The organism is Thalassospira lucentensis, assembly GCF_011806425.1.
GTDB lineage: Bacteria > Pseudomonadota > Alphaproteobacteria > Rhodospirillales > Thalassospiraceae > Thalassospira > Thalassospira lucentensis_B.
In genome coordinates this window covers 227,964-246,363 of the sequence record NZ_JAATOV010000004.1, presented here as the reverse complement: position 1 = coordinate 246,363, position 18,400 = coordinate 227,964, and the positions used below count along the sequence as shown (strand labels likewise).

16 protein-coding genes are annotated in these 18,400 nt (G+C 53.8%); 2 read left to right on the top strand and 14 right to left on the bottom strand.

Annotated elements, in window-relative coordinates:
• Positions 1–47: 47 nt before the first annotated feature.
• The 14 genes from HCZ99_RS14615 to HCZ99_RS14550 all read right to left on the bottom strand — a co-directional run bounded on the left by HCZ99_RS14615 (position 48) and on the right by HCZ99_RS14550 (position 15,740).
• Positions 48–920 carry a cell division protein FtsQ/DivIB gene (locus HCZ99_RS14615; protein ID WP_175581517.1) on the bottom strand — a complete coding sequence of 291 codons (873 nt, stop codon included), beginning with the start codon at positions 918–920 and terminating at the stop codon, positions 48–50.
• Positions 908–1,822, bottom strand: coding sequence for a D-alanine--D-alanine ligase (locus HCZ99_RS14610; RefSeq protein WP_167447741.1), 915 nt, complete (start codon positions 1,820–1,822; stop codon positions 908–910). The genes HCZ99_RS14615 and HCZ99_RS14610 overlap by 13 nt, the downstream gene beginning before the upstream one ends.
• Positions 1,819–2,763 carry a UDP-N-acetylmuramate dehydrogenase gene (gene murB / locus HCZ99_RS14605; RefSeq protein ID WP_167447740.1) on the bottom strand — a complete coding sequence of 315 codons (945 nt, stop codon included), beginning with the start codon at positions 2,761–2,763 and terminating at the stop codon, positions 1,819–1,821. The genes HCZ99_RS14610 and murB overlap by 4 nt, the downstream gene beginning before the upstream one ends.
• Before the next feature lie 7 nt (positions 2,764–2,770).
• Positions 2,771–4,180 (bottom strand): UDP-N-acetylmuramate--L-alanine ligase, encoded by a 1,410-nt coding sequence (gene murC, locus HCZ99_RS14600; RefSeq protein ID WP_167447739.1) that lies wholly within the window; start codon positions 4,178–4,180, stop codon positions 2,771–2,773.
• Positions 4,177–5,379, bottom strand: coding sequence for an undecaprenyldiphospho-muramoylpentapeptide beta-N-acetylglucosaminyltransferase (gene murG, locus HCZ99_RS14595; RefSeq protein WP_167447738.1), 1,203 nt, complete (start codon positions 5,377–5,379; stop codon positions 4,177–4,179). The genes murC and murG overlap by 4 nt, the downstream gene beginning before the upstream one ends.
• A gap of 141 nt (positions 5,380–5,520) precedes the next feature.
• Positions 5,521–6,660 (bottom strand): putative lipid II flippase FtsW, encoded by a 1,140-nt coding sequence (gene ftsW / locus HCZ99_RS14590; RefSeq protein WP_167447737.1) that lies wholly within the window; start codon positions 6,658–6,660, stop codon positions 5,521–5,523.
• Positions 6,660–8,051, bottom strand: coding sequence for a UDP-N-acetylmuramoyl-L-alanine--D-glutamate ligase (gene murD, locus HCZ99_RS14585; RefSeq protein ID WP_167447736.1), 1,392 nt, complete (start codon positions 8,049–8,051; stop codon positions 6,660–6,662). The genes ftsW and murD overlap by 1 nt, the downstream gene beginning before the upstream one ends.
• 11 nt (positions 8,052–8,062) lie before the next feature.
• Complete coding sequence (gene mraY, locus HCZ99_RS14580; RefSeq protein ID WP_167447735.1) at positions 8,063–9,151, bottom strand: phospho-N-acetylmuramoyl-pentapeptide-transferase; 1,089 nt, start codon at positions 9,149–9,151, stop codon at positions 8,063–8,065.
• Positions 9,152–9,175: 24 nt separating this feature from the next.
• Positions 9,176–10,606 carry a UDP-N-acetylmuramoyl-tripeptide--D-alanyl-D-alanine ligase gene (locus tag HCZ99_RS14575; RefSeq protein WP_167447734.1) on the bottom strand — a complete coding sequence of 477 codons (1,431 nt, stop codon included), beginning with the start codon at positions 10,604–10,606 and terminating at the stop codon, positions 9,176–9,178.
• 60 nt (positions 10,607–10,666) lie between these two features.
• Entirely contained in the window at positions 10,667–12,127 is a 1,461-nt protein-coding gene (locus HCZ99_RS14570) for a UDP-N-acetylmuramoyl-L-alanyl-D-glutamate--2,6-diaminopimelate ligase (protein ID WP_175581516.1), read from the bottom strand.
• The gene (locus HCZ99_RS14565) at positions 12,114–13,832 is read right to left on the bottom strand and encodes a peptidoglycan D,D-transpeptidase FtsI family protein (RefSeq protein WP_167447733.1); all 1,719 of its coding nucleotides are present in this window, start codon (positions 13,830–13,832) and stop codon (positions 12,114–12,116) included. Before HCZ99_RS14565 ends, HCZ99_RS14570 begins: the two co-directional genes overlap by 14 nt.
• Positions 13,829–14,257 carry a cell division protein FtsL gene (ftsL, locus tag HCZ99_RS14560; protein ID WP_167447732.1) on the bottom strand — a complete coding sequence of 143 codons (429 nt, stop codon included), beginning with the start codon at positions 14,255–14,257 and terminating at the stop codon, positions 13,829–13,831. The genes HCZ99_RS14565 and ftsL overlap by 4 nt, the downstream gene beginning before the upstream one ends.
• A complete protein-coding gene (gene rsmH, locus HCZ99_RS14555; protein ID WP_167447731.1) occupies positions 14,254–15,240 on the bottom strand; it encodes a 16S rRNA (cytosine(1402)-N(4))-methyltransferase RsmH in 987 nt (328 codons plus the stop codon). The genes ftsL and rsmH overlap by 4 nt, the downstream gene beginning before the upstream one ends.
• Complete coding sequence (locus HCZ99_RS14550) at positions 15,237–15,740, bottom strand: division/cell wall cluster transcriptional repressor MraZ (protein ID WP_167447730.1); 504 nt, start codon at positions 15,738–15,740, stop codon at positions 15,237–15,239. Before HCZ99_RS14550 ends, rsmH begins: the two co-directional genes overlap by 4 nt.
• A gap of 598 nt (positions 15,741–16,338) precedes the next feature.
• Between HCZ99_RS14550 and HCZ99_RS14545 the strand changes: the two genes are divergently transcribed.
• Together HCZ99_RS14545 and corA are read left to right on the top strand one after the other, a co-directional pair.
• Entirely contained in the window at positions 16,339–17,121 is a 783-nt protein-coding gene (locus HCZ99_RS14545) for an EF-hand domain-containing protein (RefSeq protein WP_254869628.1), read from the top strand.
• A 112-nt stretch (positions 17,122–17,233) separates the two neighbouring features.
• Entirely contained in the window at positions 17,234–18,322 is a 1,089-nt protein-coding gene (corA, locus tag HCZ99_RS14540; protein ID WP_167447729.1) for a magnesium/cobalt transporter CorA, read from the top strand.
• Positions 18,323–18,400 lie beyond the last annotated feature (78 nt).

Here is an 18,400-nt window from a genome sequence, read left to right as displayed (position 1 = left end):
TCCCAGCTTATCTTTGGGATATTGCCGATTATTTGTTTTAGCAGGATTTAAACAGCACCCTGCTTTTTGGGCGGGTTGCGCCGAAGTTCCGCCGCGCCGGGTGTAAGGCGCACAAAAGTGCGGTCTGGCAGCCTTAAATCAACAATCAGAACATCACGTTCAAGCAAGTCATGTTCCTGGTCAAGCAGCTCAAGACGTTTCCATGCTTTGTCCATATCCTTTTCAGGCAGGCGGACATACATCCCGTTTGAAAGCTGAATATTCCAGCGACGATGACCAATGCGTTGCGCGCCGGTAACCTCTTTATAAAGGTGCGGGATGGTTTTAATGATCGAAAGCATCTCGGCGGCATGTTCTGGCGCGTCATCGCCAACCAGAACTGGCAGATTAAGGTAATCGCCCAGTTCGTAGTTCTGCAGCTGCGCACCGTCACCATCAATAAGAATGTGACCGCCGTTGTGGGTCTGCCACAGGGCAAGCGGTTGACGTTCGACAATTGAAACAATCAGGGTATCTGGCAATTGGCGTTCAACCGCAGCCGACCGCACCCAAGAAAGCTCTTCGATCCGTTCGCGTGCGCTATCGACGTCAAATGTCACGATCGGGGTGCCCGGCTTTTTGCCGATTGCCGCCAGAAGGGCGTTGGGATCGGTTTTTTGGCGGCCTGATACTTCGATATTTTTTACCGTCATGCCAAAATCAGCAGACAGTCGAATGGCTTCGTTCTGTGCAATAAGCAGCCACGTGTCGGCCTTGCCGGTTCGCCAAAGCGCAATCGGACCCAGCGTAAATACGCCAACAAACCCAGCCCACCAAAGAACGCGCGCGATCTTTTTGACGTTTGATGCAACGCCATTTTGCTTATCAAGCTTTTCGCTACGTTCGCGGGCCTGTTCTTTAAGGGTTCCTATCGCTCGCATGAGGCATCCTCGACCATCCACGCGACGATGTCGGCAAAGCTAAAACCGTCATGACGTGCCGCATCCGGGACAAGGGATGTGGGGGTCATGCCCGGCTGGGTGTTGATTTCCAAAATTGCCAAACGGTCATGTTCAGGGTCATAGCGGAAATCTGCCCGCGCAATCCCGCGACAGCCGAGCGCCCGATACGCGGCTTCTGCGTTTTCACGCAGTTTTGCGCGCAAATCGTCATTGATGTTCGCTGGAACAACATGTTCCGATCCGCCTTGCACGTATTTTGATTCAAAATCGTAAAATGCGTGATTGCCGGTCAGGATTTCGATGACTTCCATGGCCTTGCCGTCTTTGACCGCAACGGTCATCTCGCGGCCCGGAACAAATTCTTCCTGCATGACGCCTGCGCCATGCACCCATTCACGGGCCAGCATGTTCTGTTCTTCTTCAGCGGTCAGAATGATTTCAACCCCAACCGATGACCCTTCGTTGTTGGGTTTAAGAACATAGGGCGGGGGCAGGGCGGTGCCGTTGGCGATTTCATCACGGGTGACCCAAACATGGCGCGCGCATGGGATGTCATATTCCGTGAACATGGCTTTGGCTGACATTTTATCCATGGCGATGGCCGATGCCCGCACACCGGAATGGGTGTAGGGAATATTCATAATTTCAAGCAAACCCTGCACCGCACCGTCTTCGCCCCAACGGCCATGAAGGGCGTTGAAAATCACATCCGGTTTGGGATCAACGGCAGTAAGCTGTGCCGCCAGATCGCGGGAAGCATCAATCTCTGTGACGCGATAGCCCTTTTCGCGCAGTGCTTTGATGCATTCACGCCCGGATGACAGGGATACTTCGCGCTCGGTCGACCAACCGCCGTAAATTACTGCGACATGTTTGCTCATGCGTCTTTTCCTATGATGGAGGTGCCAAGGCGTTCGCCGATACGCCGGATTTCCCAACGCAGCTCAACACCACTGTGGTCTTTCACCCGCTTTTTGACTTCATCACCCAACTGTTCAAGATCAAGGGCCGTGGCATTGCCCAAATTGATCATAAAGTTGCAATGCTGTTCGGACATTTGCGCGCCGCCAATTGTCAGGCCGCGACACCCGGCGGCATCAATGACTTCCCACGCGCGGTCCGGTGTCGGATTGGCAAAGGTTGATCCGCCTGTCCGCGATTTGATCGGTTGCGATCCGGCACGGGCATCCTGAATTTTGCCCATGCGTTTGGCTATTTCATCGCTGTCGCCCGGTTGCCCGCGTAAAATGGCAGATGTGAAAATCCAATCATCGGGCACGCCGCAATGACGATATGACAAATCCATCTCATCGGGCGTTACAGTGTGAATGTCGCCCGTGCCATCAACGGCAGTCGCACTGATCAGGATATCTTTGATTTCAGCCCCGTAAGCCCCGGCATTCATTCGAAGCGCACCACCAATGGTGCCTGGAATACCAGACAGGAATTCAAGCCCCGAAATGCCAGCTTGCTGGGCCGTTTGCGCAACGTTCAGATCAAGCGCACCCGCCCCGACATGAAGATCACCGTCGACAACCTTGGTATCTGTAAACGGGCGTCCCAATCGGATGACAACGCCGCGAATACCGCCATCGCGCACCAAAAGGTTTGACCCCACACCAATGACCGTAACGGGCATATCCGACGGTTTGTTTTTCAAAAACGCGGCAAGATCGTCCGTATCGGCCGGTCGGAGCATCACATCTGCTGGTCCACCCACCTGAAACCAGGTGACCTTTGACAATTGCGCACCTTCGCGAAGCTTGCCCCGAACCTTGGGCAGGCGATCAATAAGTGGCGTGTGATGTCCCGGCGTACTCATGACAATCTCAGTTTTTTAAGGCTTTAAGTTGGGCCGGAAGCGCATTGGCCCATGTGCTAATTGATCCTGCACCAAGGCAGACGACGAGATCACCCGCTTCGGCCTGTTCGGCAATCATTTCGGCGAGTTTTTCTGGGCCTTCAAGGGCGCTGACATGGCGGTGGCCACGGTTGCGCAATCCTTCGACAAGTGCGTCGCGTGATGCGCCTTCGATAGGGGTTTCACCAGCTTCGAAGACGTTGGCGACAATCACGTTGTCGGCATCGTTAAAGCAGGTGCAGAAATCTTCAAACAGATCATGCAAACGCGAATAACGGTGCGGTTGAACCACGGCAATGACATTGTTCTTGGTTGCCTGACGCGCGGCTTTAAGCACGGCTTTGATTTCGACCGGGTGGTGACCGTAATCATCGATAATGGTCACACCATCGACTTCGCCGGTTTTGCTAAAGCGGCGTTTAACGCCGGTAAAGCCGTCAAAGGCCGATACGATTTTCTCGTCAGGAATGCCAAGCTCAAGTGCGACCGTAATCGCAGCAAGCGAGTTGGAAACGTTATGATCGCCAACCATCGGCAGGCGCACATCCTTGATCACGCGTTCTTCGCTATCAACACGTTCACGGATGACCACGTCAAAAACGCTGTCACCAATGTTGGTGCGTACATTCACCGCCCGGACATCTGCCTGCGGGGAGAAACCGAATGTGAAAATACGCCGGTCTGAGACCTTGCCAATCAGGGCCTGAACTTCGGGATGATCGATACACAGCACGGCAAAGCCATAGAACGGAATGTTCTGAACGAAGTTTTTGAACGCTTCGCGTAGCTGGTCGAAATCTTTCCAGTGATCAAGATGTTCCGGGTCGATATTGGTCACAACCGAAATGGTCGACGGTACCTTAACGAATGTGCCATCTGACTCATCGGCCTCAACCACCATCCAATCGCCATCACCCAAACGGGCATTGGTGCCGTATGAATTGATGATGCCGCCATTGATCACCGTTGGGTCAAGACCCGCTGCGTCCAGCATGGTGGCGACCAGTGACGTTGTAGTGGTTTTGCCATGCGTACCACCAACAGCGATTGCCGCCTTAAGGCGCATCAGCTCGGCCAGCATTTCAGCACGGCGGACAACCGGGATCATGTCCGCACGCGCGGCGATGACTTCGGGGTTATCAGGTTTCACAGCGGTTGAAATCACAACCACCTTGGCATCAACGACGTTCTCGCCCTTATGACCAACAAAAACCTTGATGCCCAGATCGCGCAGGCGCTGCACATTGGCATTGTCAGAGATATCTGACCCTTGCACGGTGTAACCAAGGTTGTTGAGAATTTCGGCAATACCGGACATACCGATGCCACCAATACCGACAAAATGGATGGTGCCGATGTTGAGCGGCAGGGTGTTCATGAGATGTCTCCTCGGTCTTTGCTTATGTTTTCGTTTTCTGGCGTGCCGGCCGGGTTAAGCCCCAGCATATCAAGCACCATATCGGCCAGCCGTTCGGCGGCATTTGCCCGACCCGTACTGTGCGCAGCCTTTGCCGCGCGGGTTAGGGCGGCCGGGTTCCTAAGAAGTTTAGTTAGTCTGTCAGTCACGGCTTCGCTGCTGAAACGATCTTGTGGCATCAGCCACGCGCCGCCGGTTTCTTCGACTTGTTGGGCATTGTATCGTTGGTGGTCGTCAATCGCGTGGGGCAGGGGAACCAACAATCCAGGTCGCCCGGCGGCGGTCAGTTCCGCAACGGTTGATGCGCCAGAACGGGCAATGACCAAATGGCAATCGCGCAGGCGTTCGGGAATGTCATCAATAAAGGATGCCAACGTCACATCAATACCCGACCCTTTATAGGTGTTGCGCACCGACGTCAGATCTTCTTCACGCGCCTGCTGGGTTACCACAAGGCGGGTGCGAATATGTTCGGGCATATTAACCAACGCGGTTGGCAGAATTTCGGAAAGAACGCGTGCGCCCTGTGACCCACCCGTAACCAACAGGCGGATTGGGCCGTCTTCCGTCGGAACGTCATAATCACAATTGGCAAGGGCTGCGACTTCTGCGCGCACCGGGTTACCGGTCCAAATGACTTTGTTCTGATCGGCTGGGTCAATCAGCTTTACGGTAGGAAACGATGTCGCAATGCGTTTTGCTGCACTGGCGACCAATCGGTTGGCGCGACCCAAAACAGCATTCTGTTCGTGAATGGCAAACGGAATATTCAACCACTTGGCCGACATGGTTGCCGGGATGGATGCATAACCACCAAAGCCAATGACTGCTGCGGGCTTGGCTTTTTTAATGATTGACCGGGCTTTTAGCGTGCCAAGACCAAGACGGGCAGCCCCCATGATCCGGCCTTTGATGCCTTTACCCGCAATGCCGCCAGCGGGGAGGATGATGGTTTGCACACCCTCGACCCCATCGGTGTAGCGTGACGCGCGCGCATCGGTGAAAAACAGCACTTTCGCCCCACGCCGAACCAGCGCCTTTGACAGGGCAACCGCCGGAAACATGTGGCCACCTGTGCCGCCCGATGTCACGGCAATCACCTGCCCCGTAAGCGGTGCTTCGGGGGCGGCGGAAATATCAAGTTGATTGAGTTCGGTCATCTCGTCCACATGTTAAACGACGGCACGCGTCAAGGTTCCCCCATCAAAACCCGATAAAGGTTAATATCCCTTCAAACTGGGCGTAAAATAGGTTGCGAATTTGTCGTTTTAATGCAGAAAAATTTGATGGCCCAAGTTGGGCTATTCGCCCGGACGTTTCCGTGTGAGCGCTAGAACAAACCCCATGCCAATCGCAATGCCGATCGTGGCCGAACCGCCATAGGATACAAACGGCAACGTCATGCCCTTTGGCGGGACTAGTTGCAGGGTCGAGGCCATGTTGATGACCGCCTGCAATCCGAACTGAACGAGAATGCCGGTCACTGCCAGGACAACAAACAGGTTGCGTTCCCCCATCAGGCGCGAAAGACCGCGCATGATGATGAAGGCAAAGACGCCGACCACAAGCACACAGAACAACAAACCGAATTCTTCGCCAGCAACGGCAAAGATAAAGTCCGAATGGGCATCGGGAATGGAGTTTTTAACCCAGCCTTCGCCCGGACCACGGCCCATGATGCCCCCATTCATGAAGGCTTCCATGGATCGTTCGATTTGGTAGTTGTCACCTGATGCCGGATCAAGGAAGCGATCGACACGTGATTGTACGTGCGGAAGGACCAAATAGGCCGTCACCGCAAGCCCCGCCGCGCCAAGACCAAGGCAGAACACCAGAATAATCGGCAATCCGGCCAAGAAAATCTGCACAGACCAAATGGATGTGATCACCACCGTTTGCCCAAAATCAGGCTGGATCATCAAAAGGAAGATACATAGGGCAAGCATCAGGCTGCTGACGATATATCCCGGAAAGTTCGGGTTTAATCGCCCTTCGGCAAACATCCACGCAACGACAACCGCAAAGGCCGGTTTTAAAAACTCTGATGGTTGAATGTTCAGACCGGCCAGATGGATCCAGCGCACTGCGCCTTTGATCTCAGACCCAACAAACGGGGTAATCATAAGAAGGGCAATTACGCCAAGGAACATCACCGATGCAAGCCTGCGCACCCATTTCACCGGCAACAGTGAAATCGAAAACATGCAGACAACGGCAAGTCCCAAGAACAGGAACTGGCGCCCGACAAAGTGGAAGCTGTCAACATTGATGCGGTCTGCGACGGGCGGGCTTGCCGACATAACCAGCAACGCGCCAATGCCCATCAACAAAATGATGGCCGCAAGCAGCCAGCGATCAACTGTCCACCACCAGATGCCCAGAACCGACGTATCCGCACGCGAAAAGGCGATGTTGGAATTATTGCCAAACAGCGATTTCATCAATGATCCTGCGCGGTGGTTGCCAGCGTGCTGTAAATGTCGCGGAAAGCATCGCCGCGTGCTTCGAAACTTTTGAACTGATCAAAGGATGCACAGGCCGGCGTTAACATAACAACCGGACCTTCATCACCGTGTTTTCGGGCGTCTTCAAAGGCGGCCTTGGTCGCAACGTCAAGCGTTTCGCATTTTTCCCATGGCAGGTCGCTGCCAAGTGTTTCGGCGAACTCGTTGGTTGCCGCCCCAATCAAATATGCTTTTTTGATATGGGGGTAATATTCTTCAAGGCCATTAATCCCGCCTTCTTTGGGCTTGCCGCCAACGATCCAATAGATCTTCTGATAGGCGGACAATGCCTTGGCGGATGCTTCGGCATTGGTGGCTTTGCTGTCATTGACAAAGACAACGCCATCAATCGTGCCCAAGCGTTCCTGACGGTGGGCCAATCCCGGGAATGACATGATGCCGTCAATGATCCGGGTGGCATCAACACCACGTGCCCGACACAGCGCATAGGCAAAGGCAATGTTTTGCCAATTGTGTTTGCCGGGCATCTGGGCAACCGTGGTCAAATCAAGAATGCGGGTTTGCGCCCCTGATAAATCGTCAATCAACCAACCATCGGCGACGTATATGCCATGATCAACTGGGGTGTTGACCGAAACTTCGATGATATGACGGCCGCCTTCACGGGCAAGCTCGACCGACATTTTTGCGCAAAGATCATCATCAACTGAAATGATCGCCCATTTCGGGCCTTTGTTGCGGGCAAAAATCTGCCGTTTGGAGCCGATATAACCATCCATCCCGCCGTGACGGTCAAGGTGGTCTGGTGTGATGTTTAAAAGCGCGCAAGCGTCAAAGGATGCCTCAGCCAACAGATCAAGCTGATAGGATGAAAGTTCCAGTACCAGACAATCGTCGGGCCCGGATGGCTGAAGCCCAAGGGCCGCATTGCCAAAGTTCCCACCGGCTTGGGTTTTGATCCCGGCACCCGAAAGGATGTGGGTGGTAAGGGCGGTGGTGGTTGATTTGCCGTTCGTACCCGTAATCGCAAGGGTCGGAACATCCGCCTGAGCCGTGCACAGCAATTCAACATCACAAATGATCGGCTTTCCGGCGCGGCGTGCTTTTTCCGCCGCTGGGTGCGGCGTTGGGAAGGTCGACGGAATGCCAGGGCTGATCACCAGCATGTCGGGTTCCGTCCAATCGCATTCGATCAGATTGATCGGTGCCAATCCCAACGGTTCGATCTGTTCGCGGCTGGCAGCGTTATCGTCCCACGCCCAAACAATCGCACCGGCATTGATCAATGCTTTCACACTGGCAAGACCCGATTTACCGAGCCCCAGAACCGCGATGGTTTTTCCGTGCAAATGTGAAAGATCAATCACGTTTTATGTCCTTAGCGAAGTTTAAGGGTTGCCAGTCCGACAAGGGCAAGGATCACTGCGATAATCCAAAAACGGATCACGATGGTCGCTTCCTGCCAGCCTTTTTTCTCAAAATGGTGGTGCAGTGGGGCCATGCGGAAGACGCGCTTGCCGGTCAGTTTGAATGACCCGACCTGAATGATCACTGAAAGCGTTTCAAGAACAAACAATCCGCCAATAATGGCCAGCACAAGTTCATGTTTGGTTACAACGGAAACAGCACCCAGCGCGCCGCCAAGGGCAAGCGATCCGGTGTCGCCCATAAACACCATGGCAGGCGGGGCGTTGTACCAAAGGAACCCAAGTCCGGCACCAACCAGTGCACCCAAGAAGATCGTCAATTCGCCAGATCCGGCCACGTAATGCACTTGCAGGTATTCAGCAAACTGAATGTTACCGATCAAATAGGTAATCAGCGCAAAGCTGGCAGCGGCAATCATCACCGGTACGATGGCAAGGCCATCAAGCCCGTCAGTCAGGTTGACTGAGTTGGAGGCCCCGACCATGACAAACATGGCAAACGGGATAAAGAACCAGCCCAGATCAAACAGGAAATTCTTAAAGAACGGGAAGGCAAGGGCGGTCGAAAGCGGATCGGCGGTATTGTAGGAAATCCAGAACGCGGCAAGGGCGGCGATTGAAAACTGACCAAGCAGCTTTAACTTGCCGGGCAATCCTTTGCTGTTGCGTTTGGATACCTTCAGGAAATCATCAAGAAACCCAAGGAAGCCATAGCCAATGGTCACCAAAAGGACGGACCAGACATAAGCATTGGTCAAATCAGCCCACAAAAGGGTCGCGATGGTTGTTGAGATCAGCAAAAGAAGGCCGCCCATGGTCGGCGTACCTTTTTTGGTCAGAAGGTGACCTTCGGGGCCGTCTTCGCGGATCGGCTGACCTTCACTTTGTTTCGATCGCAACCATTTGATCAGCGATGGTCCAAGAACAAAAGCAAGAATAAGCGACGTTATGATCGCCCCACCTGTGCGGAACGTAATGTAGCGAAACAGGTTGAAAACCGGCATCTGATCGGCCAGCGGATAAAGCAGATTATAGAGCATCGCTCTTTTCGTTCCTTCTGCGTCTTAACGTTCAGGGTGGGTGGGTGCGTCGACCACGCCACCGGATTTTAGCGCAGATACAATTTTCGAAACGTAAATGCCAAGCGAACCTTTTACCAAAACCACATCACCAGCGTGAATGTCGGCCTTAATCGGCGCAATTGCGGCATCCGCTGTTTCGAAATGTCCGGCATTCATGGCTTCTGGCAGGGTTTTATCAAGTTCTGCCATTAACGGACCAACACAATAGACGCGGTCAATTTCCATCGCGCTCAGGGGATGGTAAAGATCAGCATGCATTTTGACCGCATCATCGCCAAGTTCACGCATATCGCCCAAAATCGCAATTTTACGGCCACCCTCGGCGGGTTTGCTTTGGGCCAAAACCTTAATCCCGGCCATCATGGATGTCGGGTTGGCGTTATAGGCATCATCAATCAGGGTAAAGGTGCCTTCACCAGATGGGACATTAACCGTTGATGTTTCACCACGGCCCGCAGGCGGGGTCACGTCGGCCAAGTCCCGGGATGCTTGTTCGGTATCTGCGCCAAGGGCATCGACACAACCAAGGACGGCCAATGAATTCAAAACCCAATGTTCGCCGGGGCACCCGATGAAATATTCCAAATCCTGCCCATTGATGCGGGATCGCACCGCACTGCCATTTGCCACGATATTGGCTTCAAATAGCCGGTAATTGGCAACCGCATCGGTACCAAAGCACTTGATGTTGCTAAGGCCGAGTTCCTTGGCCCGACGCGCCAGGGCAAAGTAATGCAGATTATCGCGGTTTAAGATAACCGAGCCGTCTGTGTCCAAGCCATCAAAAATCTCGGCCTTGGCGGTGGCGATTTCGGCTTCGTCTTTGAAAAATTCAGTGTGCGCACCAACCACGGTCGTAATCAGGGCGACAGACGGTTTAACCATTTTAACAAGCGGGCTGATTTCGCCCGGATGGTTCATGCCGATTTCAAGGACGGCATATTTCGCATCAGTCGGAAGGGTTGCCAAACTGATCGGAACACCCCAGTGATTATTGAAACTGGCCGGGCTTGCGTGGGTTTTTGCCTGTTGGGACAGCACGTATTTCAGGGCTTCTTTGGTGCCGGTTTTGCCGACGCTCCCAGTGATGGCGACGATTTTGGCTTTGCTTCGGGCACGACCCGCTTCGCCAAGGCGCACAAGGGCTGCCATCGTCTCGTCGACCACAAGAACCTTGTCGGTATCAGTAATGCCGGTCGTGTCTTCGACCATGACGGCGTTGGCGCCAGCGTCAAGGGCTGCCTGCGCGAATTTATGGCCGTCAAAATTTGGGCCTTTTAGCGCGATGAACAGGTCACCTTCGGTGACTTTTCGGCTGTCAATCGAGATGCCCGACACCGTCCATTCGCCGGTTGTCTTGCCACCGGTCGCGGTTGCGGCGTCTTTCGCCGTCCATAAAACAGCCTTGCTCATAACGTTACTTTCTTTTCGGTCAGGCCGTCACGGCCAGGATGCCGTAACGGGCAGTTTTGGTCAGTTGCCACCTGCAAGAATGCTGCGCGCAACGGATGCATCATCGAATGGAAGGACCGTATCACCGACGATTTGGCCTCTTTCATGGCCTTTTCCGGCGATGATCAAGACATCATTGCGTTGAAGGATGCCAATGCCGCGTTTGATCGCATCGGCACGGTCGCCAATTTCGATGCCCCCCTCGCACGCTTTTTTGATCGCACTACGAATGGTCGCGGGATCTTCGCTGCGGGGATTGTCATCGGTGATGATGGCGATGTCGGCATTTTCCTGCACAACCTTGCCCATCAGCGGGCGTTTGCCCGTATCACGGTCGCCACCAGCGCCAAATACACAAACAATCCGGCCTTTGCAGTGCGGACGGACGGCCTTGATTACGGTTTCAAGTGCATCTGGTGTGTGGGCGTAATCAACAAACACCGGTGCGCCAAAGCTGGTTTTACCAACCATCTCAAGACGGCCACGCACACCTTCAAGCTTTTCAAGTGCCAAGACGGCTTGGTCCAGATCGGCACCCGATGCCACCACGATGCTTAGCGCTGCAAGCGCGTTCATCACCTGGAAACTGCCCATCAGCGGCAGGTGAATGTTGTATTCACCCTTGTTCGCCAAAAGGGTCATTTTCGTGCCGGTGCTATCAGGGATCGCGGATACCAGTTTGATGTCGTCGGCATTCTCGCCGTAGGACATAACGGTCAGGCCGCGCTTTTCGCACATAGCTTTCAGGGTGGCGAACTGTTCGATATCAGCATTCAGAACGGCCGTGCCGTTGGATGCCAAAAGATCAGAAAACAGGCGTGCCTTGGCGGCAAAGTATTTTTCAAAGCTGCCGTGGTAATCAAGGTGATCGCGCGAAAGGTTGGTAAACGCAGCAACGGTGACCTTCACCCCGTCAAGGCGATGCTGATCAAGCCCGTGCGAGCTTGCTTCCATCGCGACATGGGTGACGCCGATTTCGTGCATTTCGTTTAAGCCCTGATGCAAGGCAACCGGATCAGGTGTGGTCAACGAACCGGGGATTTTTGCGCCTGCGGCCCGAATGCCAAGGGTTCCGATCGAACCTGACATATTGCCAAGGATCGTCCAAAGCTGTTCGGTAAAGATCGCAGTTGACGTTTTACCGTTTGTTCCGGTGATCGCGGCGATGTTTGCCGGTTGCTGACCATAAAAGCGTGCAGCAAGTTGTGCGTAACGCTTTCGCGGGTTTTCAACCGGGATAAGTGGCACCGTCGGTGCGGCAGGGCGGGGCGTTCCGTCCTTGGCCAAAATGGCTGCAGCGCCGAGCTTAATTGCGTCGGCGATGTATTTAGATCCATCATCCTTGGCACCAGAAAGGGCGGCAAACATATAGCCATCCTTCACGGTGCGCGAGTCTGCTGTCAGGCCCGTGATATCGGGGTCCTGGCCTTGGGCATGTTTAAGTGCCGCTTGATCACCTGCCATGAGTTCAGAAAGACGCAAGTTTGCGTTCCCCTTTGCGAAGTTCAATCTGCAACGCTTGCTCGATCTCCGGCGCCTTCGCATTCGCCGGTTCAATGCCCAAAAGGGGAGCAATACGTGTCACAACCTTGCCAACGGCAGGGGCGGACACCCAACCTGCTGTGGCAAATCCATAAGTTTCTTTGGTGCCTTTGGGCTCGTCCAACGTCACCAGAACCACGTATTTCGGATCCTGCATCGGGAAGGCGGCGACAAAGGTCGACATGCGGGCGTTCTTTACGTAGCGCCCATTCACGAGTTTTTCCGAGGTCCCGGTTTTCCCGCCAAGGAAGTAACCTGCGACTTCGGCTTTTTTGCCCGACCCATCGGTGACAACCAGGCGCATCAAACGACGCATCAGATCCGATGTTTTGCGGGAAAACACACGTTCGCCAGCCGGTGCACCATCTTGTTTGACGATGGTTGACGGGCGGCGAATGCCACCGTTGACGATGGTGGAAATGCCATTGACGACCTGAAGTGGGGTAACCGCGATCCCATGACCATATGAAATCGTCATAGTGTTAATTTCGCGCCACGGATGGGGCAAAAGCGGCCCGCCAACTTCAGGAAGCTCGATCTCTGGTTTTTCGAGCATACCAAGTTTTTTAAGGTATTTTTGCTGGGTCTCGCCGCCAAAGGCCATTGCCATGCGAGCCGATCCGATGTTCGAGCTGTGAACCAGAATTTCGGGCACAGTCAGCCAGCGGTTTTCGGCGTGATAATCGCGGATCGAGAACCGCGCGATGCGCAGCGGTTCGGTCGCATCAAACACAGAATTCAGATTTGCCGATCCGGTTTCAAGCGCGATGGCGGTGTTAAACAGTTTAAACACCGACCCCATTTCATAGACGCCCAACGTGGTACGGTTGAACCGTGCATCAGCAGGTGCTTGACCGGGACGGTGCGGATCAAAGTCCGGCAATGACGTCATTCCGATCACTTCGCCGGTATAGACATCCATCACAAGGCCAGCAGCGCCAGCAGCACTGTAGGTTTCCATCGCTTTTTGGACTTCTTCCTCAAGTGCGTATTGCACACGGGTATCAAGCGACAATTGCAAAGGGCCGTTATTGATGCGCAGTTCGTTATCGAATTCGCGTTCCACGCCAGCAATGCCGTTATTATCGATATCGGTGAAGCCAAGCGTATGGGCAAACAGCCGACCATGCGGGTAAACGCGGCGCTCTTCGCGCTGGAAATTCAAACCCGGAATACCAAGCGAGTTCACCTGATATTGCTGTTCAGGTGTCAGGTTGCGCCGCAGCCAAACAAATGCCTTACGCGAACTTAAATGCCGGATCAGCGTATCGCGATCCAGATCGGGCAGCGCCGTTAACAGCAAATCCGCCGACTCAACCGGATCCTTTACAACGCGGGCATCGGCATAAAGCGAATTGGTCGGAAGATCGGTCGCAAGTAAGATGCCGTTGCGATCAACGATGTCCGCACGTTCTGTTTTGAGTTCGCGCGTGTCTGTCCCCGATGCGACAGCCGGTTCGTTGCCCTGGCGCAAAACAGAAGCATCAAGCAGACCATAGCTGATCCAGGTGAAGCCGACGAAGAACATCGCGCCGGTGATGAAAATGCGGTTACGGGCCGTTTCAATGGCCAGACGTTCGCGCTGTTCCGGGCGAAGTTCCGGACGGTCGCCGCGCAGCCAGTATGAAAAACGCATAAAGCTCATTGGTTGCCTCCTGCATTGGCAACCGACGGGGCGTCGATGATCATGGCTTCTGCTGCTTCGTCGGGCATCAAATCACCCGGACGCGTACGCGGCACAGGCAGGAAGGCTACTGCCTCGCCGAATTTATCGAGACGATAAAGGTGCTGGTCGGCATTCTCGGGCAGGTCATCAATGCTTGCCATCTGCAGCGTATCAATCTGTGCTAGGCTCAGATATTCCTGCGAAAGTCGTTCAATCCGTTCTGGATTGTTCAGGTAGCTCCATTCTGCTTGCAGGACATGGATGCTTTCCTGTTCGGCCAAAATTTCTGACTGAATACCAGCATAACGCTTTTCAAGGCGTTCAACCTCGTGACTAACCCAATAGGTGCCCGCACCAATAATAACGGTCAAAAGCAGCCCGATAATTGTTACGGCGCGGGTCATTTCGCACCCCCTTGCGCAGCGGCAGGCTGATCATTGCGGGCGACTGCGCGCAGTTTGGCCGAACGCGCACGCGGATTGGCGCGAATTTCGTCCTTTTGGCCTGTCACTGCTTTGCGGGTGATGGTCGTAAAGGTCGGAATGGCAACTTCGGGTTCGCCCGGAAGGCGGCGCGACATTTTGTTCGGATCGCCGGAGCGTTCCTTCATAAACGTTTTGACCTGGCGGTCTTCAAGCGAATGGAACGTCACGATGACCAAACGCCCACCTGGTTTCAGCAGGGTTTCGGCCGCATCCATGGCACGTTCAAGTTCGCCAAGCTCGTCATTTACAAAAATGCGCAATGCTTGGAATGTGCGGGTGGCGGGATCAATGCCATCTTTGGATTTGCGCACGACAGAGCGCACCGCGCGCGCAAGCTGTGCGGTAGTTGTAAACGGTTCCTCGGCACGCATTTCAACGATCTTGTGCGCGACTTTGCGCGACGCACGTTCTTCGCCGTACCGGTAAATCACGTTGGCGATGTCTTCTTCTTCGGCGGTATTGATAAAATCGGCGGCCGTGGGACCCGACATCGACATGCGCATATCAAGCGGCCCGTCGGTGCGGAACGAAAATCCGCGATCCGCCTGATCGATCTGCATGGATGAAACACCGATATCAAGAACGATACCATCAACCTGTTGGGCGCCAGATGCGGGGATCAGTTTACCAATCTCGCCAAAGCATCCTTCGACCATATGGAAACGGCCGTCATAGTCGGCTTCCATCGCCTTGCCGTTGGCAACCGCGGTCGGGTCGCGGTCTATGCCGAAAAGCTCGCACTTGGCGGAGTCAAGAATGGCGCGGGAGTAACCGCCTGCGCCAAACGTACCATCAACCATGATTTCGCCATCCGCCGGGGCAAGTGCGTCAAGCACCTCGCGGAGCAAAACCGGTTTGTGCGGGCGATCTTCTGTCGCAAAGCTGATGTCTTGGTCGCTCATGATGCATCCTCCTCGGTCGGGGCACCGGGACGTGTGCCGATTGAGGTTTCAGACATTGGTTTGAGCTTGAGCGTCGCACCACGGTTCAGCGTACGGGTCCGGCTGGCATCTTGCAGGGGCTTGAAGATGTCAGGGTTCCAAAGGCGGAAGGTGCGACCACGGCCAACAAAAGCGACCTGATCTTCGATACGGGCATATTCGATCAATTCAGCGGGTAAAATGATGCGGCCTTCGCCGTCATAAGGCAGCATATGCGAGGAACCAAGAATGGTGTCAGCCAGATCGTCGGCCTCGTCAGAGAACATATCAAGTTCATCAAGTGATGCCGCGATACGCTCCATATGGCTTTCGCTGCAGCCTTCAAGCGCGCTTTCTTTGTGGGATTGATACAGGTAGATGCCAGCGAATGTTTCACGCTCAAGGGCCGCACGGAACCGCTTGGGCACGGATACCCGCCCTTTTCGGTCCAGTTTGTGAATGTGCGTCCCTGTGAACAGCACTTTGCCATTCCCCTGATCAAAAAAATCCAGTTCCCAAACAAGCGCCAAACGGCAGGTCAGATGACCGGTTGTTGTTCGAAAAAGGATATGCCCCGCATGGCACCGAAATTATGCCTGTTTATGGGGTACCATGGGAAATGATGGGGGTCAATGGGATTTGATGGGTGTATGGATCACTTTTTGCCGCTTTTCCAACGATTCCGGGGCACATGCAAAAAGCCTGATTTCTGCTAAAAACACATTGAATCACGGTCTTATCCGTAACTTGCCCATGAAATCCCAATGTTGTTCCATAAGGCCCCATGGGATGACCGAAAAATCAGTTTTATGGGTTTTGATGGATGGGCATTGTTTGGGTGGTGATGATGTGGCCCGCGATGACAGTTTGCGATTTGACGTCTGATCGGGTTTGATGCGCGCGTAAGCTCCTGCAGAATGTTTGGCGAACAAGATTGACGGGCAGCATATGTTAACGACATCCTGATAGGGGATGGGCATAAGTTGGTGCCAATCTGATGATAAAGACGATAGTTTGTCGTGACGTAAGTTTGCGGTAACTGGCGCGGGGCAGCGTCAGCAAAAACGAAGGATGGAATTGTTGCGGATAAAAGCTGCCATTGTCTTAATGGGTTGCACCTTTTTGGGATCATTGACGATCCAACGCGATCTTTATGCGCAAGGATTAACGCTTGATCGTGCGGGGGATGTATCAAATTCGCCCGAAGTTTCGTCACCGCAAATGCGCGAACTGTTGCCGCTGATTATGAAGCAACTGCAAAATAATCCCGAATTAATGTCGCAATTTGGACTGGATGGTGCTGGTGCGCTTGGCGGGATTCCGGGTCTTAACGGTTTGCCTGGTGCGGGTATGGGGACCGGCACCGGCACTGGTGGTGTGGGAACGGGCCTTCCGGGGGGAGCGCCCAATATTCCCGGCTTAAACGAAGCCATTGCAAATGCGTTGGCACAGAAAAATGGTGGCGTTGGTGTCGTGTCACAAGGCATTCCCGAACAAGTCAAACTGTACCGTGCGCAATTCCATCCGGTTGATATCAATCAGGATGGCCGCATCGATGCCGAAGAGGCCGCATCGTATGCCGCCTGGATGTTTCGGCGCCGGGATACCAACGGGGATGGCGTGCTGGTTCTGCGTGAATTTTCCGCGGTGGAACAGTTGCCCGGCTCAGCCGAGGCCAACCGACAACGCCTGCGAACCGAAAGCCGCCGGTTGGAATTGTTGTTTACCCAGTATGATGCGAACACGGACAATATGATCAGCAAGGATGAATTCCTTGCCCAAGCCAAAAGCACATTTGACGAAAAGCGCGGAACAGAACCTGATGTTGATCCGTTTACATTCCAAACCGTGTTACCATTTTAGTCGTCTGCTTCGCGGCACGTTCGCGCCGCACAAGACGACAAAGCAATTGGGTTAAACCCATAATATCCTGGTCCCCGTTCAAACGGCACGCCAGCGCCGACGGAGACAGGCCATGGATACCAACGAATTTTTCGCGCCGGCACGAAACACATCCGATGACAATCATGTCGCCGATGCCCCAGCTGTTGCGGATTCCGCTGATAGTGCGTCGGATGACGTTGATATGAGGAGTTCTGATGAAGCCAAGCGGCAGGATGTGAGTGCTCCGTCTGAGGTGTCTGATAGTGCATCGCAAGCAAAAGCAGCACGTGTTCCTGTCTGGATTGACCTATTATCGCCGACCGAGGAAGAGGTTCTGGAGGTCGAAAAGCGCTTTGGGATCGAAGTGCCAACCCGCGAAGAAATGCAGGAAATTGAGCTGTCGTCGCGGTTGTATGACGAAGATGGCGCGCTGTTTTTAACGGTTTCCGTTTTAAGTCAGGCCGCATCTGATGCGCCGCAGACAGAGGCCGTAACGTTCATTCTGGTCAAGAAAACCCTGATCACGTTGCGTTATGCCGATCCGGTGCCGTTTAAAACCTTTATCCGCCGGGTCAAGCGTACCCCGTCGCTTGCCAGCGGTTGCGAAGCAGTCCTTTTTGGTTTGCTTGAACAGATTGTCGATCGATTGGCCGATATTATGGAGCAAACCGCCCTTGATCTTGAGGGGCTATCGGAAAAGGTTTTTGCCAATGCCGAGGATCGTGGCATTGACCGTGATCACCGCGAAATTCTGCGTCAAATTGGGCGGGCCGGAAACCTGTCGGGTAAGGCGAAAGACAGTTTGTTGAACCTGCACCGTTTGGGATTGTTCCTGTCAACGCAGTCGCGGTTTAAAAAGGACGCTAAGGCACGGCTTAAAATCATTTCACGCGATATCGTGTCAATTACCGAACATGCCAACTTCATTGCAAATAAGGTCACATTCCTGTTGGACGCGACCCTTGGCATGATCAGTCTTGAACAAAACAATATCATCAAGATTTTTTCGGTCGCGGCGGCGGCATTTTTGCCACCTACCTTGATTGCCAGCATCTATGGCATGAATTTCAAACTGATGCCGGAACTTGATTGGGCATTTGGCTATCCGCTTGCGATTGGCTTGATGATCCTGTCAGCAGTTCTTCCGCTTTTGTATTTCAAGCGCAAAGGTTGGCTTTAATCAATTTGGCATAATCGGTGGGGTGATTGTCCGGTATTGCCGTCGGAACATTGTTAAAGTGGCTGATCTCTTTCTCTG